We start from the raw sequence: 24948 nt of genomic DNA on the forward strand, positions 1-24948 counted from the left end.
TTGATCTGTAAATCGCATGGTTTCGCAGTGTAGTTCAGGGGATTTCGCCCCCATCATGAAAAAGGCCACCCCAGCGGGTGGCCCTCGTGAAACGGGCGCCGGGGCGCCCACTTCCTGGTGGATCAGTTGCGGGTCTGGTCGACCAGCTTGTTCTTCTTGATCCAGGGCATCATTGCGCGCAGCTTTTCGCCGACGACTTCGATCTGGTGCTCCGAGTTCAGGCGGCGGCGGCTGATCAGCGTCGGTGCGCCGGCAGCGTTCTCGAGCACGAAGCTCTTGGCGTATTCGCCGGTCTGGATGTCCTTGAGCACTTGCTTCATGACCTTCTTGGTCTCTTCGGTCACGATGCGCGGGCCCGTGACGTACTCGCCGTATTCGGCGTTGTTCGAGATCGAGTAGTTCATGTTGGCGATGCCGCCTTCATAGATCAGGTCGACGATCAGCTTGAGCTCGTGCAGGCATTCGAAGTAGGCCATTTCAGGCGCGTAGCCGGCTTCCACCAGCGTTTCGAAACCGGCCTTGATCAATTCGACCGTACCGCCGCACAGAACCGCTTGTTCGCCGAACAGGTCGGTTTCGGTTTCTTCGCGGAAGTTGGTCTCGATGATGCCGGCCTTGCCGCCGCCGTTGGCGGTGGCGTAGCTCAGCGCGAGGTCACGCGCCTTGCCGGTTTTGTCCTGGTGCACGGCCACGAGGTGAGGCACGCCGCCGCCTTGGGTGTAGGTGCTGCGCACGGTGTGGCCCGGGGCCTTGGGAGCGACCATCCAGACGTCGAGGTCGGCGCGCGGCTGCACGAAGCCGTAGTGCACGTTGAAGCCGTGCGCGAAGACGAGCGAAGCGCCCTCTTTGATGTTCGGGGCCACGTCGTTCTTGTAGACGTTGGCGATCTGCTCGTCGGGCAGCAGGATCATGACCACGTCAGCGGCCTTGACTGCGTCGGCCACTTCGGCGACCTGGAGGCCGGCCTTGCCGACCTTGTCCCACGAAGCGCCGCCCTTGCGCAGGCCGACCACGACCTTGACGCCGCTGTCGTTCAGGTTCTGCGCGTGTGCGTGACCTTGCGACCCATAACCGATGATTGCGACCGTCTTGCCCTTGATCAGGCTCAGATCCGCGTCCTTGTCGTAATAAACCTTCATGTCGATGCTCCTTCGTTGATTCGGGGGGTGGTAATTGCTGAAAAAAACTAGACGCGCAGAATGCGCTCGCCGCGGCCGATGCCGCTGGCACCGGTGCGCACTGTCTCGAGAATTGCGCTGCGCTCGATGGCCTCGAGAAACGCGTCGTTCTTTCCGTGGTCGCCGGTCAGTTCGATGGTGTAGCTCTTGTCCGTGACGTCGATGATGCGGCCGCGGAAGATCTCGGCCATGCGCATCATTTCTTCGCGCTCCTTGCCGACCGCGCGCACCTTCACCATCATGAGCTCGCGCTCGGTGTAGGCGCCTTCGGTCAGGTCGACGACCTTGACCACTTCGATCAGGCGGTTGAGGTGCTTGGTGATCTGTTCGATCACGTCGTCCGAGCCGGCGGTGACGATGGTCATGCGCGAGAGGCTCGGATCCTCCGTCGGCGCGACGGTCAGCGATTCGATGTTGTAGCCGCGGGCCGAGAAAAGGCCCACCACGCGGGAAAGAGCACCGGGCTCGTTTTCCAGCAGCACTGCAATGATGTGTTTCATGTTTGCGTGACTCCTCTTTTCGCCGCCCTCCCCCGTGCACGGTAATGCGCGGGCTTGGCGGGCAATAGATTCGTCAGTGAAGAGTTAAGCGAATGCGCCGCGGATCAGAGATCTTCGGCACCCAACAGCATCTCGGTGATGCCCATGCCGGCCTTGACCATCGGGAACACGTTCTCGGTGGGGTCGGTGCGGAAATCCATGAACACCGTGCGGTCCTTGAGCTTGCGCGCTTCGCGCAGCGCCGGCTCCACGTCCTGGGGACGCTCGATCAGCATGCCGACGTGGCCATAGGCCTCGGCCAGCTTCACGAAGTTGGGGAGCGCATCCATGTAGCTGTGGCTGTAGCGGCCGGAGTATTCGATCTCCTGCCACTGGCGCACCATGCCCAGGTAGCGGTTGTTGAGCGAGCAGATCTTGATCGGCGTGTTGTACTGCAGGCAGGTGGAGAGCTCCTGGATGCACATCTGCACCGAACCCTCGCCCGTGATGGTGAACACTTCCGAATCGGGCTTCGCGAGCTTGATGCCCATGGCATAGGGAATGCCCACGCCCATGGTGCCCAGGCCGCCCGAGTTGATCCAGCGGCGCGGCTCGTCGAAGCGGTAGTACTGCGCGGCCCACATCTGGTGTTGGCCCACGTCCGACGTGATGTACGCGTCGGCGTCCTTGGTCATGTTCCAGAGGGTTTCGACGACGTACTGCGGCTTGATCACGTCCTTGTTGCCGCGGTCGTACTTGAGGCAGTCGCGCGAACGCCAGGCCTCGATGGTCTTCCACCAGTCGGCGAGAGCGCCGGCATCGGGCTTGGTGGTGCTCTCGCGGATCATCGAGATCAGTTCGGTGAGCACATCCTTCACGTCGCCGACGATCGGAATGTCGACCTTTACGCGCTTGGAGATGCTCGACGGGTCGATGTCGACGTGGATGATCTTGCGATCGTTCATCGCAAAGTGTTTCGGGTTGCCGATCACCCGGTCGTCGAAGCGCGCGCCTACGGCCAGCAGCACGTCGCAGTTCTGCATCGCGTTGTTGGCTTCGATGGTGCCGTGCATGCCCAGCATGCCCAGGAACTTGCGGTCGCTCGCCGGATAGGCGCCCAGGCCCATCAGCGTGTTGGTGACCGGGTAACCGAGCATGTCGACCAGCGTGCGCAGTTCGTTGCAGGCGTTGCCGAGCAGCACGCCGCCGCCCGTGTAGATGTAAGGGCGCTTTGCGTTCAGCAACAGCTGCAACGCCTTGCGGATCTGTCCGCCATGGCCCTTGCGCACTGGGTTGTAAGAACGCATCTCGACCTTGTCGGGATAGCCGGAATACGGCGTCTTCTTGAAGGAGACGTCCTTGGGCACATCCACCACCACCGGGCCGGGACGGCCGCTGCGTGCGATGTGGAAGGCCTTTTTCATCGTCATGGCCAGATCCTTGGGATCCTTGACGAGGAAGTTGTGCTTAACGATGGGGCGCGTGATGCCCACGGTGTCGCATTCCTGGAAGGCATCGAGGCCAATGGCCGCCGTAGGTACTTGGCCCGAGATGATCACCATCGGGATCGAGTCCATGTACGCCGTGGCGATGCCGGTGACCGCATTGGTCAGGCCCGGGCCGGAAGTGACCAGCGCCACGCCGACGTCGCCGGTGGCGCGCGCATAGCCGTCGGCCGCGTGGACGGCCGCCTGCTCGTGGCGCACCAGCACATGCTGGATGGTGTCCTGCTTGTAGAAGGCGTCGTAGATGTACAGAACCGCGCCGCCAGGATAGCCCCAGACGTACTGGACGCCTTCGGCCTGCAGTGCCTTGACCAGCACTTCAGCGCCCATGAGTTCTTGCGTTTGGTTGCCGGCGCCAGAGGACGCGGCTGCTGCGGAAGCGAGTTCCGCCTTAGAGATTTCCATGATCAACCTTTGGAGTTTTTTCGGGAACGAAAAACCTTGGGTGCCCCTTGCCAGCCCTTGTGGGGCCGCGCCAGGACTTGAGGCCAAAGCCATGAGCGGACTGATGTTCCGCCGGACCGTGACCCGTTTGCCTTTTGACTTGCAGCGCGGATTATGACATTGATGCGGCGCCCGCCACGCGAAAACCCTTGCGAAAAGGCCCCGGGGCATAATCCGCGACAGAAAAACAAGCGTTTCCCAGACACCCCATTCCCACGCGGCGCCACGGTGCCCCCTCTCGTTTGGCCACTGAACAAGAACTTTCCGACTTTCTGAAGAGCGTCGAACGGCGCGCTTTCAAACGCTCGGTCTACCACGTGCGAGACGAGGAAGCGGCACTCGACATCGTGCAGGACAGCATGATGAAGCTGGCGCAGCACTACGGCGACAAACCGCCGGAAGAGCTGCCGATGCTGTTCCAGCGCATTCTTTCGAATTGCACGCTCGACTGGTTTCGCCGGCAAAAGACCCGCCGCGCCCTGTTCTCGAACCTCGGCGACTTCGAGGCCGCCGGCGACGAAGGCGATTTCGACCTGCTGGAGAACTTCGTCTCGCCAACCGACTCTAGAGAAACGGAGAGCGCGGAGGACACCACCCGACGCGCCCAGGTGTTCCACGAGATCGAAGAACAGATCGCCGCTTTGCCGGGACGTCAACGCGAGGCTTTCCTGATGCGTTACTGGGAAGAAATGGATGTGGCGGAGACGGCCGCTGCAATGGGCTGCTCCGAAGGCAGCGTCAAAACCCATTGTTCGCGGGCCGTGCACGCCCTGAGCAAGGCGCTCAAAGCCAAGGGAATTTCGCTATGAACACTAAGGTTTCAACCTCTTCTTTCGCCGTCGAAGATCAATTCGGCCAGCGAGTGGCTGCGCGGCTTTCGGCCGGCACCCAAGAGCTGCCGCATGACATCGGCGAACGGCTGCGCGTGGCGCGGGCGCAGGCGGTTGCCATGCGCAAGCAGGCTCCTCAGTTGCGAGCGGCCTCGGTCATCATGCAATCGGGTCATGTGGCCACCATGGGTGGCGGCTGGTGGACACGCATTGGCTCGGTGGTCCCTCTGATCGCACTGGTCGCGGGCCTCATCACCATCAGCGTGATGCAGGACGAAGACCGCGCCAGCGAACTGGCCGAAGTCGACTCGGCCCTGCTGACGGACGACCTCCCGCCCGCCGCGTACACCGATCCGGGGTTCGCGCAGTTCCTCAAGGTCAAGGCTGACGGCGCCTCCGACTGAAATCCCGCCGAACGCATGCGACGCACTTCCGTTTCCCGCACCGACGCGTCCCAGCCGCTGCGCCCGCAAACGTCGGGCGCAGTCATTTGGGCGTTCGCGCTCGCTGTTGCGGCGTTCGGCCTGACGCTGGCCAGCGCCCAGCCCCAATCCCCGTCAGTCAAGCCGGCCGAGACCGCCCAGGCTACACCAGTGGCCGCCTCGAGCCCCTCCGCGCCAAAGGCAACCAGACCGTACTGGAGCGAACTTACGGCCGAGCAGCAGCAGGCGCTGCACCCGCTCGCGTCGCATTGGCACACCCTGAACGCGGGCCAGAAGCGCAAATGGCTGGCACTGTCACGCAACTACGCGAACATGTCGGCCGATGACCGAACAACCCTGCACAGCCGCATGATCGAATGGGCGGCCCTCAGCAACCAGCAGCGCGCACAGGCCCGCCTCAACTTTGCCGAGGTCAAGCGCGTGCCTGCCGACGAGCGCAAGGCCAAGTGGGAGCAGTACCAGGCATTGAGCGAGGAAGAAAAGCGCCGGCTCGCGGAGCGCGCCCCAGCCAAGCCGCGCGGCGCGGCCATTCCGGTGCGTCCCGTTCCCGCCCAGAAGCTCGTGACGGTGCCCGCCGTCACGCCCGCGGGGCAGCACACGCCGCGCATCATGCTGGCCCCACCGCCCACACTCTCGGCCATGCCGGCCACGTCGCCTGCGGCCGCCGTCATGGTGGCGTCGCCGCCGGAGCGCGTTCCAGCCCTCGTGACCGCGCCCGCCCCGTCCGGCTCGTCCGGCGTGGCGTCGCAGCCGGTTCCCCCGGCCGAGGCCCAAGTGCTGGTGCCACCGCCTGGCCCCGGTCCGACGTCTTCCAATTCTTCAGGCCGGACTGCCGAGCAGCCTACGCCCCCCTGATTCCCAAGGTTTCGATGGTTTCAAATGCGTCCGAGAGCTCGGAATCGGATCCCACTTCATCGTCCGCAGAATCTCCAAGCAGCGCTCCTCGTTCAATAGTGCCCGGCCTGTGGCGCCGCATGGCTTGTTGGTTGTATGAAGGCATGCTGCTGTTTGCCGTGGTGTTTATGGCGGGCTGGCTGTTCAGCACGCTCGGCCAGATGCGCGACGCCATGGACTCCCGCCGGCACCTGCTGCAGGCGTTTCTCTTCGTGGTTTTCGGCGTCTACTTCGTCTGGTTCTGGACCCGCGGACAGACGCTGGCCATGAAGACCTGGAACATCCGCATCGTCGACCTGCACGGGCGCCCCCTCACCCAGCGCCGCGCCCTGGTGCGCTACCTGCTGAGCTGGATCTGGTTCCTGCCGCCCTTGGCGGCCATCGCACCTTTCAAGCTGTCGGGAGGAGAATCGGCGGTGCTGATCTTCGGATGGGTCGCCGTCTGGGCATTGCTGGCGCGCTTTCACCCCGAGCGCCAGTTCTGGCATGACGCCTGGGCCGGCACGCGGCTCATCACCTCCAAGCCCATGAGCCGCCAATGAGTGCCTTGCCCAAGCTTCCTGATCCCGCCGTCAACCCGCAGAAAACCCGCAAGGGCCTGGACCGCGTGTGGCATGCCACGCTGATTTCGCTGCACGGACTTCGCGCGGGGTGGAGCGAGCCGGCCTTCCGCCAAGAAGCGGTGATGGCCATCGTGATGATTCCAGCGTCGTTCTGGCTCGGCCGCGGCTGGGTCGAGGTGGCTCTGCTCGCCGGGAGTGCCATCCTGGTGATGATCGTCGAGTTGCTCAACACGGCGGTCGAAGCAGCCATCGACCGCATCGGGCCCGAATGGCACGACCTCTCCAAGCGTGCCAAGGACATGGGCAGCGCCGCCGTATTGCTATCGCTCGCCCTGTGTGGCGGCATCTGGCTGGCGGCTTTGTGGCAGCGCTTCGCGTCATGAGGATGCCGGCCGCACGAGGCATGATGGCGGCATGAATCCTGAATTTTCGATCTGTGTGTATTGCGGCTCGCGCCCCGGCGAACGGCTTGAGTTTTCCAAGGCCGCGGAAGCGGTCGGCCAGTGGATCGGCGCGCACCGCGGCCAACTGGTCTACGGTGGCGGACGCACCGGGCTGATGGGCACTGTGGCCGAGGCCACTCGCAACGCCGGCGGCCGCGTCGTCGGCATCATCCCCAAGGCACTGGTCGACCGCGAACTGGCCAACCCGCTGTGCGACGAACTCCACGTGGTCGGCACCATGCACGAGCGCAAGGCCATGATGGGCGAGCGCGCCGACGCCTTCATCGCGCTGCCCGGCGGCATCGGCACCTTCGAGGAATTGTTCGAGATCTGGACCTGGCGCCAGCTCGGCTACCACGACAAGCCAACCGGCATTTTGAATACCGCCGGCTACTACGACGGCCTGCTGGGCTTTCTTGCGCACAGCGTGCGCGAAGGCTTCATGGGCGAATGGCAGATGGAACTGATCCGCAGCGGCACCGACGCCACCGAACTGCTCAGCGCGCTGCGCGCCGAAGTACCGCTCCATCCCCGCGGCGACAAACTGGCCGAAAACCTCTAGTCCGGCAGTCAGTCCATCCGCGCGACGATTGGCGGCGAGCCGTCAGACGGCGTTTTCGTTCTCTTCGCCGGTGCGGATGCGCACGATGCGGTCCACGCTGGTGACGAAGATCTTTCCGTCGCCGATCTTGCCGGTGCGCGCCGAATTGACGATGGCTTCGATGCAGCGCTCCACGTCGTCCTCGTTGACGACCACTTCGACCTTCATCTTCGGCAGGAAGTCGACCACGTACTCGGCACCGCGATAGAGCTCCGTGTGGCCTTTCTGGCGGCCAAAGCCTTTCACTTCGGTGACGGTGAGGCCGGTAACGCCGACTTCGGCCAAGGCTTCGCGCACGTCCTCGAGCTTGAAGGGTTTGACGATGGCGGTGATCTGCTTCATGGTTTTTGCGCTCCGGCGGTTTCATTGAATTTTCTGGTGATAGGGTAACGCCAATCCTTGCCGAAGCTTCGATGTGTCACCCGGATACCCACTGGCGCCTGGCGCCGTTCGTATTCATTGATCTTGTTGAGCCGCACACCCACTCGACCTTGTGGATGCCCGCATCGTCCTGCATGTAGCGTGCCAGGAGGCCGTTCGGCATGCCGGCTTTCACGGCATCATCACAGCCTTCGGTGAATGCGCCGGCGAACTCGCCCACCACAAAATCGAATCGCGCGACGGCGCACCTGAGCGTCACTACGGAAGGAAGAACAAGGCTTGAACGATTATGTCATTCGGGTGGCAGCGTCGCTGTCGGACCTGAGCCCGAAAGCGTGGAACGGGCTGCTTTCGGCCGAAGTGGAGCCGTCGCCTTTCATGCGCTACGAATACCTCGCGGCGCTGCACGAGAGCGGCAGCGCCACGCCCGAGAGCGGATGGACCCCGCAGTTCATCACCCTGTGGCGCGGCGACGAACTGCAGGCCGCCTGCCCGGCGTACATCAAGACCCACTCGTACGGTGAATACGTCTTCGACTGGGCCTGGGCCAATGCCTACGAGCAGCATTGGCTGGCCTACTATCCCAAGGCGGTGGTGGCGGTGCCGTTCACACCAGTGCCCGGCGCGCGGCTGCTGGCACGCAACGCGCAGGCTCGCACGCTGCTGGTGCAAGCATTGGTAGCCTGGTGCAAGAAGGAAGAACTTTCGTCGCTCCATTTGCTGTTTGGCGCCGAGGCCGACATCGCTGCCTGCACCGAAGCGGGCCTGATGCTGCGCAACACGGTGCAGTTTCACTGGACGAACGCCGCGCCGGAAGCGCCGGACGGAACAACCGGCTACAGAGACTTCGAATCCTTCCTTGCCAGCCTGTCCCACGACAAGCGCAAGAAGATCCGCCAGGAGCGCCGCAAGGTGGCCGAGGCCGGCGTGACTTTTCGCTGGTCTCGCGGGGCCGACATCGCCCCTTCGGATTGGGATTTTTTTTACCGCTGCTATGCACGCACCTATCGCGAGCATGGCAATCCGCCCTACCTTTCACGCGACTTCTTCCGGCGCATGGCCGACACCATGCCCGAGGCCTGGCTGCTTTTCGTCGCAGAGCGTGCGGGCAAGCCGATTGCCGCGAGCCTGATTGCGCTGTCAACGCACGCGGACGACGCGCTGGTGGCCTATGGCCGCTACTGGGGTGCGCTCGAGCGCGTCGACTGCCTGCATTTCGAGGCGTGCTACTACCAGCCACTGGCCTGGTGCATTGCACACGGCGCCAGGCGATTCGAGGGAGGCGCGCAGGGCGAGCACAAGATGGCGCGCGCATTGATGCCAGTGAAGACCACCAGCGCCCATTGGCTCGCGCACCCCGCGTTCGCCAACGCGGTCGAGCGCTTTCTCGAGGGTGAGGGCGAAGGCATCGAGAACTACATGGACCACCTGGGCGAACGCAGCCCCTTCAAGGCTGGTTGAAAGGCAGTCGGGCGACCGCCATTGCAAGGCGCCGCGGCTGCGGCGCGCCTTGCGGACTGAAGCTTTTCTTACTTCTTGTAGGCAGCAATGCCGTCGATCACTTCCTTCTTGGCCGCGTCGATGCCTTCCCAGCCGAGCACCTTGACCCACTTGCCGGCTTCCAGGTCCTTGTAGTGCTCGAAGAAGTGGCTGATGGCCTTCAGGCGCATCGGGTTCACGTCGTCGACCGACTTCCAGTGGCTGTAGATCGGCAGCACCTTGTCGGTGGGCACGGCCAGCACCTTGCCGTCCACGCCGGCTTCGTCTTCCATCATCAGAATGCCGAGCGGGCGGCAAGGCACCACGACCCCGGGCAGCAGCGGATAAGGCGCGATCACCAGCACGTCGACCGGGTCGCCGTCGCCCGACAGCGTCTGCGGCACGTAGCCGTAGTTGGCCGGGTAGTACATCGCCGTCGTCATGAAGCGGTCCACGAAGATCGCGCCCGATTCCTTGTCGACTTCGTACTTGATCGGGTCGGCGTTCATCGGGATTTCGATCACGACATTGAAGGCGTCGGGGATGTTCTTGCCGGGGGAGACTTTGTCGAAGGACATGACGTTTTCGGGTAGTTGAAAAGTATGAGGAGAGATGGGGACAAACCCGGAGTTTACTTTCCGTGTCACGGCAGGGTCGCACACGCACACGTTTTTGCCTGTAAATTGCAACCGTTGGCCAATCGGCTCCGCACTTTGTGCAGCGAGCTTCGAGGAAGCAACGCGACGGAAAACCTGGGTCCCGTACGCGTTGCGCGCAGGACCCATGCTGTCCGTCTCCACAAGTCACAACGAACGAATGGAGAAGCAAAGCATGATCGGCAACACCCCCCTGATACTCGCCATCGTCTGCGGCCTCGTGGCCGTCGGCTACGGTTTCTGGGCACGAAGTTGGATTCTCGCCAAGGACCCCGGCAATGCGCGCATGCAGGAGATCGCGGCGGCCATCCAAGCCGGCGCATCGGCCTACCTTGCCAAGCAGTACACCACCATCGCGGTGGTGGGCGTGGTGTTGGCCATCCTCATTGCCATCTTTCTCGACGTGACCACGGCCGTCGGCTTCGTGGTGGGCGCGGTGCTCTCGGGCGCCTGCGGGTTCATCGGCATGAACGTGTCGGTGCGGGCCAACGTGCGCACTGCGCAGGCGGCCACGCAAGGCATTGGGCCGGCGCTCGACGTCGCGTTTCGCGGAGGTGCCATCACCGGCATGCTGGTGGTCGGCCTCGGGCTCCTGGGCGTCTCGGTCTTCTACTGGTTCCTGGCGGGCAACGGCAATCTCACGCCGGACCGGAGCCTTTCGAACATCCTCAATCCGCTGATCGGCTTTGCCTTCGGCTCCTCGCTGATCTCGATCTTCGCGCGGCTGGGAGGCGGCATCTTCACCAAGGGCGCCGACGTGGGCGCCGACCTGGTGGGCAAGGTTGAAGCGGGCATTCCCGAAGACGATCCGCGCAACCCCGCCGTGATTGCGGACAACGTGGGCGACAACGTAGGCGATTGCGCCGGCATGGCAGCCGACCTGTTCGAGACCTACGCGGTCACGCTCATCGCCACCATGGTGCTGGGTGCGTTGATGGTCACATCGGCGCCTGTCAATGCGGTGCTCTACCCGCTGGCATTGGGCGGCGTATCGATCATTGCCTCGATCATCGGCTGCTTCTTCGTCAAGGCCTCGCCGGGCATGGTCAACGTGATGCCGGCGCTCTACAAGGGCCTGGCGGTGGCGGGCATCCTGTCGCTCATCGCGTTCTGGTTCGTCACGCGCTGGCTCATTCCCGACAACGCCATCGCCCCGAGCGGCAGCCAGCTGAAGCTGTTCGGCGCCTGCTTCGTGGGCCTGGCGCTCACGGCCGCGCTGGTGTGGATCACCGAGTACTACACAGGCACCCAGTACAAGCCGGTGCAGCACATCGCGCAGGCCTCCACCACAGGCCACGGCACCAACATCATCGCGGGCCTCGGGGTCTCGATGCGCTCGACGGCGTGGCCGGTGATCTTCGTCTGCATCGCGATCATGGCCTCGTACATGCTCGCGGGGCTGTTCGGCATCGCTGTGGCCGCGACGGCCATGCTCAGCATGGCGGGCATCGTGGTGGCGCTGGACGCCTACGGCCCCATCACCGACAACGCAGGCGGCATCGCCGAAATGAGCGAAATGCCGGCCAGCGTGCGCGACATCACCGACCCTCTCGATGCAGTCGGCAACACCACCAAGGCCGTGACCAAGGGCTACGCCATTGGCTCCGCAGGCCTGGCTTCGCTGGTGCTCTTTGCCGACTACACCCACAAGCTGGAGAGCTTCGGGCTGAACATCAGCTTCAACCTGAGCGATCCGATGGTGATCGTCGGCCTCTTCATCGGCGGGTTGATTCCCTACCTGTTCGGCGCCATGGCCATGGAAGCCGTGGGCCGCGCGGCCGGCGCCGTGGTCGAAGAGGTGCGCAGGCAGTTTCGCGAGATCCCCGGCATCATGGAAGGAACAGGCAAGCCCGAGTACGGCAAGGCCGTCGGCATGCTCACCGGCGCCGCCATCAAGGAAATGATGATTCCCTCACTGCTTCCGGTGGTGGTGCCGATCGTCGTCGGCCTCGTGCTCGGGCCGAAGGCCTTGGGCGGCCTGCTGATGGGCACCATCGTCACCGGGCTGTTCGTCGCCATCTCGATGTGCACGGGCGGCGGCGCCTGGGACAACGCAAAGAAGTTCATCGAGGACGGGCACCATGGCGGCAAGGGTTCTGAGGCGCACAAGGCGGCCGTCACCGGCGATACCGTAGGCGACCCTTACAAGGACACGGCCGGCCCCGCGGTCAATCCGCTCATCAAGATCATCAACATCGTGGCGCTGCTGATCGTGCCGCTGGTGGTCAAGTTCCATGCCGGCGACGCAGGCGCGGCCGTACCGCACAAGATCGAGACGCCTCCGGCCGCAACCGCCCCAGCTGCATCGGCAGCACCTGCGGCACTTGCACCTGCTGCGCCGGCGGCGGCCGTGGCGTCAGGTGCCGTGAAGTGAAAGGCACGACCTGATGCCAACTGCGGAACGACTCGAGGCCTTCATCGCCGCCGTCGAAAGCGGCGCGCATGCCAAGGCCATCGAGAACTACTACACCGAGGACGCGACCATGCGGGAGAACCAGGCCGAGCCCCGGCGCGGCCGCGGCACGCTGGTTGCTCACGAACAGGCGGTGCTCGACCGTACCGAATCCGTCGTCTCCACTTGCGTGCGCCCCGCGTTCGTGAACGGCGATCACGTGGTGATCCGCTGGGTTTTCGATTTCCGCTTCAAGGGCGGCAAGGCCATGCGCATGGAAGAACTCGCGTGGCAGCGCTGGGCGGGCGACCGCATCGCGGAGGAAGAGTTTTTCTACGACCCCGCGCAAAACAAACCGGCTTGACCGGCAACTGGACCCGAAACCTGCTCCGCCCCAGCAAGCACACTATCTGAGGCTTTCAGCCGCCACCGCGCGCACCAGGCGCGTGGCTGGCGAGACCAACTGCCGCAGATCGCCGACGCGGTCCTGTTCGATAGCCTGGAGCACCAGTTCGTTGACGCCGCCCACCACGGTCATGGCCATTTCACTCGTCAGGTGCGCAGCAGGTCCCTGTGCATCACCACTTGTGGTGTTGTTGATGGCCGCCTGGATGAAGCTGGCGATTTCGCCGTTCACCCGGCGCCGAGCGGCAAGCCCCGGCATTCCAAGGCCCAGGATCTCGACGAACAGCGTGCGCAGCAGCACCGGATCCTGTGCAAGATAGTCGAGGTACGCCGTCATGGCCCGCTCCACCTGCTGATGCCAAGGTTGCGCGGAGTCGAAGGCCTCGGCCACCGCCCGCAACGCCAGCTTGCTCGCAGCTTCGTAGAGTGATACCAAGCATTCGGCCTTGGTCGTGAAATGCTCATAAAAGGTGCGGCGCGATACCCCTGCCTCTCGCACGATGTCGGCAATGGTCGTGTCGGCGTAGCCTTTGGCCGCCACGGCACGTGCCATGCCTTCCAGCAGTCGCGAATAGTGCTCATGGGCCATTTCCCCGGAAAGGGTGGGCCGGGCCAGGGCTTCAGTAGCTGCGCTCATGTGGACGACATTTTCCTACGTCTTGGTACTTGACGGTACCAGCGGTTGTGCGCACCATTCGACGCAGCGGTACGAATGTGTACCAGCTGATTTCGAGGACCGCTTTTCATGACCGACCTTGTCGTACGCCGCCTCTTGATCGACTTGCAGACACCGTTCGGCCGCAACTGGTGCGGGGGCGACGCATTCTCGACCGCCTTCTTCAATGCGTTGTCGATGAGCTTTCCCTTCGGCGAACAGTTCTTCATCGATGCCGTGCGCGACGTCACGGCCACGCTGCCGCCCGAAGCGCAGGAACAATACCGAGCCGACGTGCGCGGCTTCATCGGCCAGGAGGCGACGCATCGCCGCATCCATTCGCTTTTCAACGAGCACCTCGAGAGCCAAGGCTTGACGGACCGGTGGTCGCCACGAGCCGCCAAGCGGATGCAGCTCCTGGAAGGTACCGACCCCCGCCACGCATTGGCAATTACTGCGGCCACGGAGCATTTCACGGCCATGTTTGGCGAGTGGCTGCTGGCCCACCCTGGAGTGCTCGATGGTGCCGAACCACGGCTACGGACCATGTGGCTCTGGCACAGCGCCGAAGAGCTGGAGCACAAGGCTGTCGCCTTCGACCTCTACAAGGCAGCGGGAGGTTCGCACCCGTGGCGCACACGATGGTTTCGGAGCGTGACGCTCATGTTTCTGGGCGATCTGATGCGACAAACAGTCGCCAACCTGCGCCACGAAGGGCAGTTGTGGCAATGGGCGACCTGGAAAAGCGCCGCAAGAATTCTGCTGAGCCGGGGCGGCCTCCTTCGTGGCAACTGGAGTGCGTGGCGCAGCTATTTCCGCGCGGACTTCCATCCGGCGCAGCAGGACAGCAGCCTTTCAGTGCTCTGGCTCGAAGACAACCGCGCGCAGTTCACCTCGGTGGGCGCTGCGCCCGAGGCGGCAACCGCGCTTCAGTAGAACGTGGCTCGCTGCGTGGATGCGCCCGAGCCTGCGCGCTGCTCGGGACGCAGGGTGAGTTCGTGCAGAGTGTCGAAGTCAGACGGAGCGTCCGGAACGCGCATCACCGTCTCCTCCTCGGTCAACGAGGCAACCCACAGGCCCGCGGGCGAGTCGGCGGGTTCGTCGTTCGCGAAGTTGCCATCGCGGATGTAGAGGGTTTCGCCTTCTGCCCGCTCAGCATGAAGTTCGACGAGGCGCGAAATCGAGAAGTTGTAGGTCACGAGCTTTTCGCGCGTATTGCGGTCTTTTCCGCCGCAATTGAAAAAGCCCTCCGACGCAATGACGATGCAGGAGCCCTCCACGCCATGGTCGACTTGGCTTCCGGTGCGCCAGATGGCATTCGGTAGCCGCACGCGCACCTTGTCGATCACAAGGTCGCGCTGTCTGTTGAGACTGCCAAGGGGCGGAACCAGCGAACGCAGCTGGCGCAAGCGCTCGGCAAAGTTGTCGTCCATGAGGAATTCGACATGGTGCGTCGCGCTGCCCGAGGAGCGCTTGACCACCTGCATCACGACATGACGCGGCTTACTCATTGCAAGTCCTTCCGCAGATCGCCCGGCGCTGGACGTCTTTGCCTGTGTACAAAATCATTTGTCGTCGACCACAACTTAGAACTTTTTAATTATGCAATTAGATGCATCATTTGTTTCTAACTGTATATCGATTCCAACCATTTTGGAAAGAAAATCTGCAACGCGTGCACGGCCATGTCGCAAATGCGACGCACGGCCCAAGCGGAAATAATTCCGACTTATTCGAGCGATTCGTCCAGTGCCTTGCACGAAGGCGCGCACACCGTCTGGGACTTGCCGAGCACCTGGCGGGTACGCAGTTGCGAGCGCACCCGGTGCTTGCCGCACATGAAACAGGACATGGTGGCGCCGCTGAAAGACGCCGAGGCGCGGAACGGGGAGCCCGGTGTTTTCGACTTGTAACGCAGGCCGTCGGCCACAACGGCAGTCTTGACCTCAGCTTTGGCCATCGGCTTTATCCTTTTTGGGTTCGGTAATGCGCATTGCGCGTTCAATGGCTTTCCTGGCGCTGACTTCGGCGGCAAGCGCGGCGTCGAGCGCCGAGCGGCACAGGCCAGCATGCTGGTAATTGAGATTTTCGTACACCTGGGCGGCGGCCGGATAAGCATCGAGCAGGCGCCCAAGGTCGGCGCCCGGTTCGACGTCGCTGAATTCGTGCACCAAATGCTCGACCACCGAGCGGTACTGCTCGGCGCTTACGGGAACGGCGCTGTGCTCGAGCCGTTCCAGCAATTGAGCCAGCACGTGGGTCACTGCCAGATCGGTCTTGGGAGACGGATGGTCGGTCGTGTTCATGGTTTGCATCTGGGGGCAGCATACGCTTATGCAAGTGACTGCTCCGGCGGTGGGGCCGTCTCCTGAGCAGTCCGCATGCGCTGGAGCAGGCTGTGGAGCATTTCTGTCGACAGCCCGTGGATCACCAGCCGGTGGCCGGCGCGCAGTGTCGACAGCGGTACCAGCGGATGCTTGTTGTTCACCAGGATCAGGTGCTCCGGTGCACCCAGCAGGGTGGCCGCGTAGATGCCGATGGTTTCATCCAGTTGCAGCGAATTGGCTGCGCGCCAGAAGTCGTTGTCCGTCAACATCAGCTGGTACAGCGGCGTGAACAGTTCGATGGCGCTCTGCAGGTCCAAAAAATTGAGCCGACCGTGCGGCATGTCCGATAGCCGCAACCCAGGGTCCTTGATCATCGAGAAGTCGACAGCCGGCGCCTTGCCCAGCACCAGCCCCTTGTCGCGCAGAGCCTGATTCAAGCGGATCACGAAGTTGAAGAGGTTCAGGTCGTGCTTCAGGAACATATCGTCCTTGAGCGCATCGATGTCGGCCGGCTCCAGCGGGGAGGTGCTCACCGGCGCGGGCGAATTGCGCCCGATGAAGCCCAGCACCTGCGACCCCAGGTGAAAGTGCCGCAGGATCAGCCAGTTGGCCTCCGGCGACACAAAGCGTTTCAGCCCCCAGGCCAGCAGCCGGTGCAGCAGCTTCGAATGCGACCAGTTGCGCGGCACGAACACCTTCACCACCTGGATCAGGACGATCGTCAGCCGCGCCACCGGCCGCAGGAACGGCAGCAGGTACTGGCGTGAACCCGAACTGGAATCGGCGAGCCATGCCGCCTTGACCTCGTCCGGCAGCGGTGTGCTCTGGTCGAGATAGAGCGCGAGCCAGGGACTGGGATCGCGCTCGTCGTGCCCCTGCGCAAGGAAATCAGGCATTCGGCTCATGTGGCATCCGCTCCGTGATGTGCTGAAACTGCATCAGGTACAGCGCAGCCGTATGGCGCGCGGTATCGATGATCTGGCGGGCCGCCCTCCTCCGTCCGGTGGCGTCCTGGCCGTCCTGGCCGTCCTGGCCGCCTTTGCCGGCCTCCACCGCCATCACCATCTCGACAGCGGCGAGCCAGCGGTTCAGGTGGTTCTCGTCGTTGTGGCCGTGGTACTCGAGAAAGCGGAATGCATCGGGCGGCAGCCTCAGGCCGGCCTTGATGAGCGGCAGCAGCGCGGGCACGATGCGCTGGCCCGTGCCTTCGATGATGTAGATGGCACCCAGCAGGCCGATGGGGTCGCGCGTAGCCGCCAGCCCGTGCAGGTAGGCATTGAGCGCCTCCCCGCCGGGGTTGCGGCGCAGGTCGTCGATCCGCGCCACGGTGCCGCCCGCTTTCCTGTAGTCGCTGAAGAGGATGTTGAAGTCGTCCTGCTCCTCGCCCGCATGCACGTCGATCAGCGCGGCGAGAGTCTTGTACGGACCGGTCAGCGAAGCGGCGCCTTCGCGCATCCAGCGGCTGCCTTCGCGCACCTGCGGAACCCACTGCTCCATCCAGTTCAGGTAGTCGGGCGCTGCAAAGCGGCGCTCGCGGATCTGGCGGATCAGCGGCGTGCGCCAGACGCGCGAGCGGTAGTCGTGCCAGATGCCGGCCAGCTCGGTCAGCAGTGCGCCCAGGCCTTCGGGCGCGGCGGCTGGATCGTGCGGCGGTGCAATTGCAATCTCTTCGTCGGGCGCTGCCTCGGCCGTCTTGTGAGATACGGCCACCGCCCGGGCAGGCGCATCGGACGCCTCGACCTCCAGCAGCATGTAAGCCGCCATGAAGCGCCCCGATTCCGGTACGTAGCAGAAGATCTGCTCACCAGGCGTCAGCGCCTTGGTGTGCAAGAACTCTGACAGCATGATCAGGATCGACGCCGCACCGGTGTTGCCGCGCCAGGCCAGATTGCTCCACCACCGCTCGCGCGGAATGGCGAGGTCGGCCTTCGTCATCAGGTCTTCGACCACCGGAATGAACTTTTCCGACGAGTAGTGGCACAGGAAATGGTCGACCCGCTTCGGATCGACCCATCCGTCTCGCACCAGCGTCGCGTATTCATGGATGCCGATGTCGAACAGGTGCGGCAGCAGGCGAATGTCCTGCCGCAGCGACAGGGCACCGGCCGCTTCCGCCTCGGCCCAGGAGCCGAAGTCGAGATGGCCGCGGGCGCGGTCTTCGGTCAGCCCTAACTGCATGCACACGGGGTAGTCGCCCGAGAACGCGCGCTGGTGCACCCATTTCAGCCTCAGGCGCAGCCCGGGGTTGCCGGCCAGCGCGGGCACGCCGTCGGACAGCAGCAGTGCGCCCGCGCCGTCGGAAAGCATCCAGCGAAGAAAGTGCGAATCGAAGTCGGTTTCGTAGCCGCGCGCCGCGAAGCGCGAGCGCTTGAAAAGACGCGACGGCATTTCGCTGGCCACCGCGAGCGCGGTGCGGTGCGCGCCCAGTTCGATGCCCTGCGCAGCCGACTGGATGGCCGACACGCCCGCGGCGCAGATGCCGTGCACCGACAGCGTTTCCATTGGCGGCGCCGCCAGCTCGCCCTGGATCATGTTGGCAAAGCCCGGCATCAATGTGTCGCCGCCCGAAGATCCGCTGGCCAGCAACGACACGCGCGACAGCTCGGCCCCGCCGCGCTGCAGGCAATCGCGAATCGCACCTGCGGCCAGTTGCGCATTGGTATGGCGCGTCACGCCCTCTTCGTCGATCGCATAGTGCCGCGTGAGGATGCCGTTCTCGGCCAGGATGCGCCGCTTGATGCGCTCCGACATGCGGTTGAGCGGCGCGATGTAGGCATCCATGCGCTCGTTGGGAATGGGCTCGCCGGGCATGAAATAGCCGGTGCTCTCGATATAGACGCGTTGAAATGGAACAGGCATGGTTCAGTGGGTTGAAGACTCGGGAGGCACAGGTGGCATCAGCGAGCGGCTGCAAAAACGCGGCCACAGCGCTCCCAGCACGAACACGCGAACCATGTAGGCCACCAGCCCTTGCTCGTTGAGCGCGGGATCGACCCGAGCGCGATAGAGCGTGCGGTGCAATTGCGTGAGCTCGGACCAATGGACATGCGGGTTCTCGTGGTGTGCGGTGTGCAGACCGATGTTGAACAGCAACGGGTTCACCAGCCCCTCGAAATTGCGCGCGTAGTTCAGGCGGGTACCTGCGGTATCGCGCGGCGCCTCCGCATCCGCCACGGGCCGGCGTCCGTCGGCATGCGCGTGCTGCAGATAGTTGGTGGCCAGCAGCCAATGCAGCCCGTGCAACTGCGGCAAGATCACGAGCAGGATGGCCTTGCGCCAGTCGAGCAGCAGCAGCGCGCTCCAGCTGCCGAGCCACAGCGCGTACTGCGCCATGCAGTAGCGCCACGGGCCCGGCCGGTACCTGCGAAGCCGCCCCAGCCAACCGAAGAACACCGGCATGAGCACCCACACGGCCTGGAACGGATGCAGCAGGTAGCCTCGCAAATGATTGGTGTCGCCACCGAAGCGATAGGTGCGCGCCACGTCCCGCGGACCGTGCCGGTGGCGATGGTGATTGGCCACGTGCGCGGGCCAGAAAACAAAGGTCGGATGCCCCTGCAGCAGCGTGATCCAGAAGTCGGTGAGGCGGTTCATGCGCCGCCCCCGCCACATGCGTAGGTGCACGTGGTTGTGGTGGATCACGCCCACGCCAAGCGTGAGGAACAGCATCGGCCCATAGAGCAGCACGGAGAAGCCATGCGTCCATTGCCATGCCGCCAATGCCGGAAGCGCTGCCAGATACGCAAGGCTCTGCCAGTCGCGCCAATGGCGCAGCCGTGCCAGCCAGCGGGGCCCCTCAGGCCGGCGTGCCATGCTGTTGCTGGCGTTGCTGCTTCGAGCGAAATGCCTGGAACTGCGGCTCCGCCGCATCGGCGGCAATGCGCGTGCCGAACAGCCGGTCCATGAAAGTGAACTGGAATCCGTAGTTGCCGCCGTGGCAGGCATGGTGCAAATGGTGGCGGCGGCTGGCGGCAAACCAGTGGCTGTAAGAGACCCGGGGAAAGAAGTCGTAGTTCGAGTGCCCGACGCTGTTGAAAAACAGGCTGAACAGCGGCACCGAGGCGAGCGACCAGAAGCTGAAATCGTGCAGCAGCATGGGCAGCAGGATCACGTTGCCGAGCATTGCCGCTTCGATCGGATGAAAGCTGTACGTTGCCCAGGGCGTGGTCACGACCGAGCGGTGATGCGGCCCGTGAAAGCGCCGCAGCCAGCGCGTGTGCAGCAGGCGATGGTTGAGCCAGAAATGAACGTCGTTCCAGATCGCGAGAACCAGGACTTCAGCCACGATCTGGCGCCAGCCCGCGTCGGCGTCGAGCCGCGCCCACCCCAATTGAAGCAGGCCCCAGGGAAACACCATGCCCAGCCCGAATACGAGCACCGACACCCCCGACTGCGCCAATTCTCGGCGTACCTGCCCGGGCTGCAGCGGCCGCGGGTCGAGCACGCGTCCGACGCCGAGCGCCGGCAGCACGCGATGGGTCAGCAGCCAATTGAGAGCGCCGAACCCTAGATAGATGCCGCCGAAAAACACCAACCCCCACAACATCACCTGGAGTGCCGACAACGAAGTAAAGGTTTGCGCCATCCCCCGAGGCTACAGCAGCATTTCGGGAACCAGGGGCGCAAGGATCAGGTTGTGGAGCCGTTGAAAAAAGCTCGATTCAGGCTCCGACGTCAGGATGACTTCTTTTTCGCCATCGTTCGTGAGCCATTGCAGCACGCCGGTGTCCTTGGCGAGGCGCAGGCGGTAGGAGTTCTGCAGCTTGCTGATGTTGATGACGCGCAGCATTTCGCGCGCCAATTGCGGGCTGTCGACCACCACGCCCATCTCGGTGTTCTGGCTCGCCGAGCGCGGATCGAGGTTCATCGAACCTACGAAGATGCGCGTCTTGTCGATGGCGGCGGTCTTGGAGTGCAGCCGTCCCAGCGACTTACCGAACATGCCGAAGCGCTCTCCCGCGGTGGTGCGCTGCGGGCTCAGCTCGTACAGGTCGGCGCCACTCCTGAGCAGCCGCTCGCGGTAACGCGCGTAACCAGTGTGCACCAGCGGCTCGTCGTTGGCAGCCAGCGAATTGGTCAGCAAAGTGAGCTTGACCTTTCGCTTCGCCAGATCTTCGAACGCTGCCATGCCGCGCTCGCCGGGCACCAGATAGGGAGAGGTCAGGTCGACCTCGAACTTGGCGTCCATCAGCAGCGTCCAGACCTTCATCGTCACGCTGGTGGCAATGGCCTCGTCGGCCGTCATGGTGGTCGGCTTGGTGGGCGGATCGGCAATGGCATGGGCCTCGCCCCACAAGAGTCCCATGCGGCCGCCGTCGAGCTCCTCGGCAATGGGCCCGTAACCCAGGACGTCGGAAGGCGGAAGCACGATCTTCGGCGGCGCCGCCGCCATGCCGATCCAGGAATCGAAGTCTGCCGCTGTTGGCATCCGGCCGCCCTCGCCCCGGACGATGTCGGTCACGGGCCAGACCTGCTCGCTGTTCCAGTAAGCATCGAAGATCGACTCGAGTTGCGGCAGCACCTTGCCCACCACCAGCGCATCCATGTCGATGAAGTTCTGCGCTTCGCTGAGCACGAAGTATTCGTCGGCAATGTTGCGCCCGCCAACCACCGCCATCACTCCGTCGGCGACGAAAAGCTTGTTGTGCATGCGGTGGTTCAGCCGCCCGATCTCGTGCGGCGACGCCGCGAAGCGCGACAAGAATCCGTTGCGCCCGCAGCAGAAGGGGTTGAACAGCCGAACCTCCACATTGGGGGTCTGAGATAGCGCCAGCAGCAGCTGCTGGCTCTTGACCGTGTAAAGGTCGTCCACGAGCAGACGCACCTTCACCCCGCGCGCGCCCGCCTCGCGCAGCGCCCGCATCAAGAGACGTCCCGTGGCGTCGTTCTCGAACTGGTAGTACTGCACCACCAGCGACCGCTGGGCACGCTGCGCAAGCTGCACTCGCGCATCCAGCGAATACACGCCGAGCGGCATCAGCCGGAAGCCAGAGTGCTCACCCGGCGGCGTCGAGTCCGCCGCGATCTTGGCCAGCGTGGTGGTCGGATCGACCGCCGCCGCATGCACCGCCGCCCGCTCGCGCGCTGGGGGTAGCGAGCCGCAGGCCGTCAGCGCTGCGAGCATGGCGCCGGCAAGGCAAATTCGCAAAAGTCGAGTCCAGGCATTCATGATGATCGATCTCGCAGACCTAATTGTTTTTTGGCTCCCTGTCATGGGTACGCCCGCCAGTCCATGTCGGTTTCGGTTTCAGCCGGGCTGCAGTCCAAAAAAACTGGCTCCCCGTCCTAGAATTCGTCCCATCCCCGTCCGGAGTTACGCCATGGCAAGACCGATCCTCTCACGCATCGCAGCGGTGCTGGTCGCCGCCGGGATGGCGCTGCCCGCCTGGGCCGCCCTCGACATCGGCGACCCGGTACCCAAGTTCACCGCCAATGCCGCCCTCGCCGGCAAGACCTTCCGCTACTCGCTGGCCGATGCTCTGGCCAAGGGGCCGGTGGTGTTGTACTTCTTTCCAGCGGCCGACTCCAGCGACTGCTCGATAGAAGCTCACGCCTTCGCCGAAGCCGTCGACCAATTCGCCGCGCTGGGCGCCACAGTGATCGGCGTGTCGGCCGACGACATCGACACCCTCTCCAAGTTTTCGGTCAAGTCCTGCCAAAACCGCTTTCCCGTGGCCTCGGACGAATCGAAGTCGGTGATCAACGGGTTCGACGCCCTGATGCAGACCCGGCCGGACTTCGCCAACCGTCTCTCGTACGTGATCTCGCCGGACGGCAAGGTGGCGTACTACTACCAGAACCTGAATCCGGACAAGCACGTGGAGCGCATGCTGAATGCGCTGCGGGCGCTGCCGCGGCCGCGGCCGCCCAGGTAGCCGTGTGCGCGGGCGGGTTTGACCGCTTCGCGCAAAATCCCGTCCCATGCAACTCAACTTCATCGCCAACGCCGACGTCCCGTCTTCCTCTGGCCGCACCCTGCAGGTGCTCGACCCGTCCGACGGCCAGCCCTTCGACGAGATCCAGCGCAGCAATGCCGCCGACATCGACTCGGCGGTGCGTGCGGCGCGCGATTGTTTCGATGGCGTCTGGCACAAGGTAAGCGCGGCCGACCGCGGCCGCCTGCTCTACAAGCTGTCGCAGAAGATCGCCGAGCACGTCGATGAACTCGCGCTGATCGAGCAGCGCGATTGCGGCAAGCCCGTGAAGCAGGCACGCGCCGACGCGCTGGCGCTGGTGCGCTATTTCGAGTTCTATGCCGGCGCCTGCGACAAGCTGCACGGCGAGACCATTCCCTACCAGGACGGCTACAGCGTGTTCACCTGGCGCGAGCCGCACGGCGTCACGGGGCACATCATTCCCTGGAACTACCCGATGCAGATCTTCGGGCGCAGTGTGGGCGGCGCACTGGCGGCGGGCAACGTGTGCGTGGTGAAGCCGGCCGAGGACGCCTGCCTGTCGCTGATCCGCGTCGCCCAGCTGGCGGCCGAAGTCGGCTTTCCGCCCGGTGCGCTCAACATCGTGACAGGCTACGGCCACGAAGTGGGCGACGCCCTCGCCCGGCACGAGGGCATCGACCACATCAGCTTCACCGGGAGTCCCAAGATCGGCACGCTGATCCAGCAGGTGGCGGCCGAGCGGCATTGCCCGGTCACGCTCGAGCTCGGCGGCAAGAGCCCGCAAATCATCTTTGCCGACGCCGACCTGGACGCGGCCATTCCGGTGATCATCAATGCCATCGTGCAGAACGCCGGCCAGACCTGCTCGGCCGGCTCGCGCGTGCTGATCCAGCGCGGCATCTACGAGCCGCTGCTGGAGCGCCTCGGCCACGCCTTTGCGGCCCTGCGCGTCGGCCCCGCGGCCATGGACCTGGACGTCGGCCCCCTCATCCGCCAGACGCAGCAGCAGCGCGTTTGGGATTTCTTAAGCGATGCCCAGGTCGCCGGCATTCCCATGGTGGCCCACGGCGTCGTGGTCGACGAAGCGCCCGAAACCGGCTTCTACCAGGCCCCCACCCTGCTGCGCGACGTGCCCGTCGACCATCGCCTGGCGCAGGAAGAAGTGTTCGGGCCGGTGCTTGCGGCGATGCAGTTCGCCGACGAAGACGAAGCGGTGGCGCTCGCCAATGCCACGCAGTTCGGCCTTGTCGCCGGCGTGTGGACAGCCGACGGCGCGCGCCAGTTCCGCATGGCCAAGCGGTTGCGCAGCGGGCAGGTTTTCATCAACAACTACGGCGCCGGTGGCGGCGTGGAACTGCCGTTCGGCGGCGTCAAGTCGTCCGGCTATGGCCGCGAAAAGGGTTTTGAGGCGCTGTACGGCTTCACCACCCTCAAGACCGTTGCCATAAAGCACGGCTGAAGCCGAATCGGCAGCCGCTTCGCGGGGCGCTCGGCGCCATCGCCCGATACACTGCCCCGCTGTACCTTTCCAGGAGACAAAACCGTGCGCGTCAAGGACAAATCCATCATCGTGACCGGTGCCGGCGGCGGCATCGGCGAAGGCATCGCCAAGCGGCTTGCGGCCGAGGGCGCCCAGGTGCTCGTGAACGACATCAACCCGGCGGCGGGCCAGCAGGTGGTGGAAGCGATCCTGCGTGACGGCGGCAAGGCCTCTTTCTTTGCGGCCGACGTCACCAAGTCGGCCGAGGTCAAGGCGCTGGTCGAGGCCGCGGTGGAGCGCCACGGCAAGCTCGACGTCATGGTCAACAACGCCGGCTGGACGCACCGCAACCGCCCCGCCCTTGAAGTGGGCGAAGACGAGTTCGACAAGTGCTATGCCGTCAACGTGAAGAGCATCTATCTGGCCACCGTGCACGCGGTGCCGGCGTTCCGCGCCAATGGCGGGGGCTCGTTCATCAACATCGCGTCGACGGCCGGCGTGCGCCCGCGCCCGGGCCTCACCTGGTACAACGGCTCCAAGGGCGCGGTCATCACGACCAGCAAGTCGCTGGCTGCCGAACTCGGCCCCGACAACATCCGGGTCAACTGCATCAACCCGGTGTTCAACCCGGACACCGGCCTGGCCGCCGAATTCGCGGGCGGCCCGCTGACCGAAGAGCGCAAGGCCAAGTTCCGCGCCACCATTCCGCTCGGCCGCTTCTCCACCGCCCTGGACGTGGCCAACGCCGCGCTGTACCTGGCCAGCGACGAAGCCGCCTTCATCAGCGGCGTGTGCATCGAGGTCGACGGCGCGCGCTGCGTCTAGTCCAGGCAAGGCCGCCCCGCCGAGTAGCCCTTTCCGGGTCGACCCTTGCGCCATGGAGTAAATTGGCCGCTG

Annotated in this window: 28 protein-coding genes; 14 read left to right on the forward strand and 14 right to left on the reverse strand. The window is 64.3% G+C overall.

Features of this window, described 5'->3' with window-relative positions:
* Nucleotides 1–122: 122 nt before the first annotated feature.
* The 3 genes from ilvC to J2X92_RS04975 all read right to left on the reverse strand — a co-directional run bounded on the left by ilvC (nt 123) and on the right by J2X92_RS04975 (nt 3567).
* Entirely contained in the window at nt 123–1139 is a 1017-nt protein-coding gene (gene ilvC / locus J2X92_RS04965) for a ketol-acid reductoisomerase (RefSeq protein WP_307573914.1), read from the reverse strand.
* A 47-nt stretch (nt 1140–1186) separates the two neighbouring features.
* Nucleotides 1187–1678 carry an acetolactate synthase small subunit gene (ilvN, locus tag J2X92_RS04970; protein WP_055800077.1) on the reverse strand — a complete coding sequence of 164 codons (492 nt, stop codon included), beginning with the start codon at nt 1676–1678 and terminating at the stop codon, nt 1187–1189.
* A gap of 104 nt (nt 1679–1782) precedes the next feature.
* A complete protein-coding gene (locus tag J2X92_RS04975; RefSeq protein WP_307573917.1) occupies nt 1783–3567 on the reverse strand; it encodes an acetolactate synthase 3 catalytic subunit in 1785 nt (594 codons plus the stop codon).
* Between the two features lie 281 nt (nt 3568–3848).
* Between J2X92_RS04975 and J2X92_RS04980 the strand changes: the two genes are divergently transcribed.
* Genes J2X92_RS04980 through J2X92_RS05005 form a run of 6 tightly spaced genes read left to right on the forward strand, consistent with a single transcriptional unit; the run spans nt 3849 to nt 7341 of the window.
* Nucleotides 3849–4415 carry an RNA polymerase sigma factor gene (locus tag J2X92_RS04980; protein WP_055800071.1) on the forward strand — a complete coding sequence of 189 codons (567 nt, stop codon included), beginning with the start codon at nt 3849–3851 and terminating at the stop codon, nt 4413–4415.
* Nucleotides 4412–4840 (forward strand): DUF3619 family protein, encoded by a 429-nt coding sequence (locus J2X92_RS04985; protein ID WP_307573920.1) that lies wholly within the window; start codon nt 4412–4414, stop codon nt 4838–4840. The genes J2X92_RS04980 and J2X92_RS04985 overlap by 4 nt, the downstream gene beginning before the upstream one ends.
* 15 nt (nt 4841–4855) lie before the next feature.
* Complete coding sequence (locus J2X92_RS04990; RefSeq protein WP_307573922.1) at nt 4856–5734, forward strand: DUF3106 domain-containing protein; 879 nt, start codon at nt 4856–4858, stop codon at nt 5732–5734.
* A 14-nt stretch (nt 5735–5748) separates the two neighbouring features.
* A complete protein-coding gene (locus J2X92_RS04995; RefSeq protein WP_307573924.1) occupies nt 5749–6315 on the forward strand; it encodes an RDD family protein in 567 nt (188 codons plus the stop codon).
* Nucleotides 6312–6719, forward strand: coding sequence for a diacylglycerol kinase (locus J2X92_RS05000; protein ID WP_055800059.1), 408 nt, complete (start codon nt 6312–6314; stop codon nt 6717–6719). Before J2X92_RS04995 ends, J2X92_RS05000 begins: the two co-directional genes overlap by 4 nt.
* A gap of 31 nt (nt 6720–6750) precedes the next feature.
* Entirely contained in the window at nt 6751–7341 is a 591-nt protein-coding gene (locus J2X92_RS05005) for an LOG family protein (RefSeq protein WP_307573926.1), read from the forward strand.
* A gap of 42 nt (nt 7342–7383) precedes the next feature.
* Here J2X92_RS05005 and J2X92_RS05010 read toward each other — a convergent pair whose 3' ends face one another.
* A complete protein-coding gene (locus J2X92_RS05010; RefSeq protein WP_055800053.1) occupies nt 7384–7722 on the reverse strand; it encodes a P-II family nitrogen regulator in 339 nt (112 codons plus the stop codon).
* A gap of 151 nt (nt 7723–7873) precedes the next feature.
* On the opposite strand from J2X92_RS05010, the gene J2X92_RS05015 reads away from it, so the two are divergent.
* The gene (locus tag J2X92_RS05015; RefSeq protein ID WP_307573928.1) at nt 7874–8044 is read left to right on the forward strand and encodes a hypothetical protein; all 171 of its coding nucleotides are present in this window, start codon (nt 7874–7876) and stop codon (nt 8042–8044) included.
* Nucleotides 8041–9222: a GNAT family N-acetyltransferase gene (locus J2X92_RS05020; RefSeq protein WP_307573929.1), complete on the forward strand. Its 1182-nt coding sequence runs from the start codon at nt 8041–8043 to the stop codon at nt 9220–9222. Before J2X92_RS05015 ends, J2X92_RS05020 begins: the two co-directional genes overlap by 4 nt.
* Nucleotides 9223–9290: 68 nt before the next feature.
* Here J2X92_RS05020 and ppa read toward each other — a convergent pair whose 3' ends face one another.
* A complete protein-coding gene (gene ppa, locus J2X92_RS05025; RefSeq protein WP_093019105.1) occupies nt 9291–9818 on the reverse strand; it encodes an inorganic diphosphatase in 528 nt (175 codons plus the stop codon).
* 253 nt (nt 9819–10071) lie between these two features.
* Here ppa and J2X92_RS05030 point away from each other — a divergent pair, with 253 nt between their 5' ends.
* Together J2X92_RS05030 and J2X92_RS05035 are read left to right on the forward strand one after the other, a co-directional pair.
* The gene (locus J2X92_RS05030) at nt 10072–12270 is read left to right on the forward strand and encodes a sodium-translocating pyrophosphatase (protein ID WP_307573931.1); all 2199 of its coding nucleotides are present in this window, start codon (nt 10072–10074) and stop codon (nt 12268–12270) included.
* Nucleotides 12271–12283: 13 nt separating this feature from the next.
* A complete protein-coding gene (locus J2X92_RS05035) occupies nt 12284–12652 on the forward strand; it encodes a nuclear transport factor 2 family protein (RefSeq protein WP_307573932.1) in 369 nt (122 codons plus the stop codon).
* Nucleotides 12653–12694: 42 nt separating this feature from the next.
* On the opposite strand, the gene J2X92_RS05040 is transcribed toward J2X92_RS05035, so the two are convergent.
* Nucleotides 12695–13330 (reverse strand): TetR/AcrR family transcriptional regulator, encoded by a 636-nt coding sequence (locus J2X92_RS05040; RefSeq protein WP_307573934.1) that lies wholly within the window; start codon nt 13328–13330, stop codon nt 12695–12697.
* Between the two features lie 108 nt (nt 13331–13438).
* Between J2X92_RS05040 and J2X92_RS05045 the strand changes: the two genes are divergently transcribed.
* Entirely contained in the window at nt 13439–14284 is an 846-nt protein-coding gene (locus tag J2X92_RS05045) for a metal-dependent hydrolase (protein ID WP_307573936.1), read from the forward strand.
* Here J2X92_RS05045 and J2X92_RS05050 read toward each other — a convergent pair.
* From J2X92_RS05050 to J2X92_RS05085, 8 genes are all read right to left on the reverse strand, one after another.
* Complete coding sequence (locus J2X92_RS05050) at nt 14278–14859, reverse strand: hypothetical protein (protein WP_307573938.1); 582 nt, start codon at nt 14857–14859, stop codon at nt 14278–14280. The two genes, J2X92_RS05045 and J2X92_RS05050, sit on opposite strands and share 7 nt — an antisense overlap.
* Before the next feature lie 218 nt (nt 14860–15077).
* Nucleotides 15078–15308: a hypothetical protein gene (locus J2X92_RS05055; protein ID WP_055800144.1), complete on the reverse strand. Its 231-nt coding sequence runs from the start codon at nt 15306–15308 to the stop codon at nt 15078–15080.
* A complete protein-coding gene (locus J2X92_RS05060) occupies nt 15295–15663 on the reverse strand; it encodes a hypothetical protein (protein ID WP_307573939.1) in 369 nt (122 codons plus the stop codon). The genes J2X92_RS05055 and J2X92_RS05060 overlap by 14 nt, the downstream gene beginning before the upstream one ends.
* A 17-nt stretch (nt 15664–15680) precedes the next feature.
* Nucleotides 15681–16580: a DUF6999 family protein gene (locus J2X92_RS05065; RefSeq protein ID WP_307573941.1), complete on the reverse strand. Its 900-nt coding sequence runs from the start codon at nt 16578–16580 to the stop codon at nt 15681–15683.
* The gene (locus J2X92_RS05070; protein WP_307573942.1) at nt 16564–18534 is read right to left on the reverse strand and encodes a beta-ketoacyl-ACP synthase III; all 1971 of its coding nucleotides are present in this window, start codon (nt 18532–18534) and stop codon (nt 16564–16566) included. The genes J2X92_RS05065 and J2X92_RS05070 overlap by 17 nt, the downstream gene beginning before the upstream one ends.
* A gap of 3 nt (nt 18535–18537) precedes the next feature.
* A complete protein-coding gene (locus J2X92_RS05075; RefSeq protein WP_307573943.1) occupies nt 18538–19488 on the reverse strand; it encodes a fatty acid desaturase in 951 nt (316 codons plus the stop codon).
* Entirely contained in the window at nt 19472–20260 is a 789-nt protein-coding gene (locus tag J2X92_RS05080) for a sterol desaturase family protein (protein WP_307573945.1), read from the reverse strand. Before J2X92_RS05080 ends, J2X92_RS05075 begins: the two co-directional genes overlap by 17 nt.
* Nucleotides 20261–20269: 9 nt before the next feature.
* Nucleotides 20270–21844, reverse strand: a complete 1575-nt coding sequence (locus tag J2X92_RS05085; protein ID WP_307573947.1) for a phospholipase D family protein — start codon at nt 21842–21844, stop codon at nt 20270–20272.
* A 151-nt stretch (nt 21845–21995) separates the two neighbouring features.
* Here J2X92_RS05085 and J2X92_RS05090 point away from each other — a divergent pair, with 151 nt between their 5' ends.
* The 3 genes from J2X92_RS05090 to J2X92_RS05100 all read left to right on the forward strand — a co-directional run bounded on the left by J2X92_RS05090 (nt 21996) and on the right by J2X92_RS05100 (nt 24876).
* The gene (locus tag J2X92_RS05090; protein WP_307573949.1) at nt 21996–22550 is read left to right on the forward strand and encodes a peroxiredoxin; all 555 of its coding nucleotides are present in this window, start codon (nt 21996–21998) and stop codon (nt 22548–22550) included.
* Between the two features lie 46 nt (nt 22551–22596).
* Complete coding sequence (locus tag J2X92_RS05095; RefSeq protein ID WP_307573952.1) at nt 22597–24030, forward strand: aldehyde dehydrogenase family protein; 1434 nt, start codon at nt 22597–22599, stop codon at nt 24028–24030.
* Between the two features lie 84 nt (nt 24031–24114).
* A complete protein-coding gene (locus J2X92_RS05100; protein ID WP_307573954.1) occupies nt 24115–24876 on the forward strand; it encodes an SDR family oxidoreductase in 762 nt (253 codons plus the stop codon).
* The last annotated feature ends 72 nt before the right edge of the window (nt 24877–24948 follow it).

Origin of the sequence: Variovorax paradoxus, from assembly GCF_030811855.1 — a bacterium.
Lineage (GTDB): Bacteria > Pseudomonadota > Gammaproteobacteria > Burkholderiales > Burkholderiaceae_C > Variovorax > Variovorax paradoxus_L.

Coding starts and splice junctions, on each gene's coding strand:
- ilvC (WP_307573914.1), bottom strand. CDS start 1,139: ATGAAGGTTTATTACGACAAGGACGCGGATCTGAGCCTGATCAAGGGC.
- ilvN (WP_055800077.1), bottom strand. CDS start 1,678: ATGAAACACATCATTGCAGTGCTGCTGGAAAACGAGCCCGGTGCTCTT.
- J2X92_RS04975 (WP_307573917.1), bottom strand. CDS start 3,567: ATGGAAATCTCTAAGGCGGAACTCGCTTCCGCAGCAGCCGCGTCCTCT.
- J2X92_RS04985 (WP_307573920.1), top strand. CDS start 4,412: ATGAACACTAAGGTTTCAACCTCTTCTTTCGCCGTCGAAGATCAATTC.
- J2X92_RS04990 (WP_307573922.1), top strand. CDS start 4,856: ATGCGACGCACTTCCGTTTCCCGCACCGACGCGTCCCAGCCGCTGCGC.
- J2X92_RS04995 (WP_307573924.1), top strand. CDS start 5,749: ATGGTTTCAAATGCGTCCGAGAGCTCGGAATCGGATCCCACTTCATCG.
- J2X92_RS05000 (WP_055800059.1), top strand. CDS start 6,312: ATGAGTGCCTTGCCCAAGCTTCCTGATCCCGCCGTCAACCCGCAGAAA.
- J2X92_RS05005 (WP_307573926.1), top strand. CDS start 6,751: ATGAATCCTGAATTTTCGATCTGTGTGTATTGCGGCTCGCGCCCCGGC.
- J2X92_RS05010 (WP_055800053.1), bottom strand. CDS start 7,722: ATGAAGCAGATCACCGCCATCGTCAAACCCTTCAAGCTCGAGGACGTG.
- ppa (WP_093019105.1), bottom strand. CDS start 9,818: ATGTCCTTCGACAAAGTCTCCCCCGGCAAGAACATCCCCGACGCCTTC.
- J2X92_RS05030 (WP_307573931.1), top strand. CDS start 10,072: ATGATCGGCAACACCCCCCTGATACTCGCCATCGTCTGCGGCCTCGTG.
- J2X92_RS05035 (WP_307573932.1), top strand. CDS start 12,284: ATGCCAACTGCGGAACGACTCGAGGCCTTCATCGCCGCCGTCGAAAGC.
- J2X92_RS05040 (WP_307573934.1), bottom strand. CDS start 13,330: ATGAGCGCAGCTACTGAAGCCCTGGCCCGGCCCACCCTTTCCGGGGAA.
- J2X92_RS05045 (WP_307573936.1), top strand. CDS start 13,439: ATGACCGACCTTGTCGTACGCCGCCTCTTGATCGACTTGCAGACACCG.
- J2X92_RS05050 (WP_307573938.1), bottom strand. CDS start 14,859: ATGAGTAAGCCGCGTCATGTCGTGATGCAGGTGGTCAAGCGCTCCTCG.
- J2X92_RS05055 (WP_055800144.1), bottom strand. CDS start 15,308: ATGGCCAAAGCTGAGGTCAAGACTGCCGTTGTGGCCGACGGCCTGCGT.
- J2X92_RS05060 (WP_307573939.1), bottom strand. CDS start 15,663: ATGCAAACCATGAACACGACCGACCATCCGTCTCCCAAGACCGATCTG.
- J2X92_RS05065 (WP_307573941.1), bottom strand. CDS start 16,580: ATGAGCCGAATGCCTGATTTCCTTGCGCAGGGGCACGACGAGCGCGAT.
- J2X92_RS05070 (WP_307573942.1), bottom strand. CDS start 18,534: ATGCCTGTTCCATTTCAACGCGTCTATATCGAGAGCACCGGCTATTTC.
- J2X92_RS05075 (WP_307573943.1), bottom strand. CDS start 19,488: ATGGCACGCCGGCCTGAGGGGCCCCGCTGGCTGGCACGGCTGCGCCAT.
- J2X92_RS05080 (WP_307573945.1), bottom strand. CDS start 20,260: ATGGCGCAAACCTTTACTTCGTTGTCGGCACTCCAGGTGATGTTGTGG.
- J2X92_RS05085 (WP_307573947.1), bottom strand. CDS start 21,844: ATGAATGCCTGGACTCGACTTTTGCGAATTTGCCTTGCCGGCGCCATG.
- J2X92_RS05090 (WP_307573949.1), top strand. CDS start 21,996: ATGGCAAGACCGATCCTCTCACGCATCGCAGCGGTGCTGGTCGCCGCC.
- J2X92_RS05095 (WP_307573952.1), top strand. CDS start 22,597: ATGCAACTCAACTTCATCGCCAACGCCGACGTCCCGTCTTCCTCTGGC.